Annotated in this window: 1 protein-coding gene and 1 pseudogene; one reads left to right on the forward strand and one right to left on the reverse strand. The window is 69.8% G+C overall.

Translation table 11 applies throughout. The features are described from left to right. Positions 1 to 470 precede the first annotated feature (470 nt). A complete protein-coding gene (locus tag ACZ6Q9_RS34185; RefSeq protein ID WP_466021482.1) occupies positions 471 to 917 on the reverse strand; it encodes a GNAT family N-acetyltransferase in 447 nt (148 codons plus the stop codon). 102 nt (positions 918 to 1,019) lie between these two features. On the opposite strand from ACZ6Q9_RS34185, the pseudogene ACZ6Q9_RS34190 reads away from it, so the two are divergent. Further along, positions 1,020 to 1,374 (forward strand): annotated as a pseudogene (locus tag ACZ6Q9_RS34190) (hypothetical protein); the annotation flags it as partial.

Raw genomic sequence — 1,374 nt, forward strand, 5'->3', positions numbered from 1 at the left:
CCCGGGGCGGGGGGGGGGTGGCGGGGGGGGGGGGGGGGGGGGCGGGCGGGGGGGGGGGGGCGGGGGGTGGGGGGGGGGTGGGGGGGGGCGGGGGGGGGGGGGGTGGTTGGGGGGGGGGGGGGGGGGGGGGGGGGGGGGCCCCCCCCCCCCCTGCCGTGCCCGGCTCCGGGCGGTCAGGCTTGATCCCTACGCCGGGCACGGCAGGCCCCACCCCCGTCGAGGTCAGCCACCGCCCGCGCCTTCCCGGCCCGCGTTCGCGCCGATATTGCGGGGTCCGCGACAGCGTCCTTTCCCATGTCCGCAGGATGGGTCTTTCCGGTCCACGGGTGTCTTTCTGGTCTGCGGGTGCCTTCACCGTGTCCGCCGGAACGCCCTTCACGTCGGCGGACAACCCTCAGAGCGCGTTGACTAACCAGGTCAGCTGGTGTTGAGGAGTCGGCCGGTCTTGTGACCTGGGGCCAGTTGCGTCGTCAATCAAGGGTCCGGGCCATCCCGACAGAGGTCGGCGCCGTTTGGCGGAAACCGTGCCGCTCGTAGAGGCGGCGGCCCGGTGGATCGGCGAGCAAGTTCACGAACGCACCGGGCGGCGCTTCCCGACGGATTGTCTCCAGTAACGCAGTCAGTACCGCGTCACCTATGCCCCGGCGCTGATGCTCTGGCAATACAGCCATGTCGACCACGTGGAAGTACCACCCGCCATCGCCGAGCACCCGGCCCATCCCTACTGTCGTGCCGCTCTCCTCGTGCAATACGTGCACCGCGGCCCAGCCACCCCGCACCGCGGCGGCAGCCTGATCGGGTCGACGCGGTGAGAGCCCGGATCGTTTGCGAAGGACTAGGTAGTCTCCGACCGTCGGTGGTCCATCGACCAACCGATAACCCGCCGGCAGGGCGGTAGGTGCTGTCATGACCGCCATGCTACAGCGCTCCTTACGAGACAGTGGCGACCGTCGCTGGGCTGACGGTGGCTACGCGGGGCCGACTCGTCACCTGGGCCCGCCGCTGTCCTGGGCCTCGCGGTGGAGATCGTGCGCGAGCTCGCCGACCAGGTCGGCTTCCAGGTCCTGCACCGCAGATGGGTCGCCGAGCAGTCCCTGTCGTGGATCAACCGTTGCCGACGCACCGTCCGCGACTACGAACGCCACCCCGAACACCACGCCGCTATGGTCCAGTGGGCCATGGTCATCATTCATGACCCGACGCCTCGCCCGATACCACAGGACCGGCCGACTCCAAGCCGTACTCAACACCAACTGACCTGGTTATTCAACGCGCTCTCAAATGCGTTCAGGGCCACCCCGAAAGGGGTGGCCCTGAACGAAAGATTGTCCGGCGGTGTCCTACTCTCCCACACCCTCCCGAGTGCAGTACCAT

Source organism: Micromonospora sp. NPDC049139 (assembly GCF_055586845.1).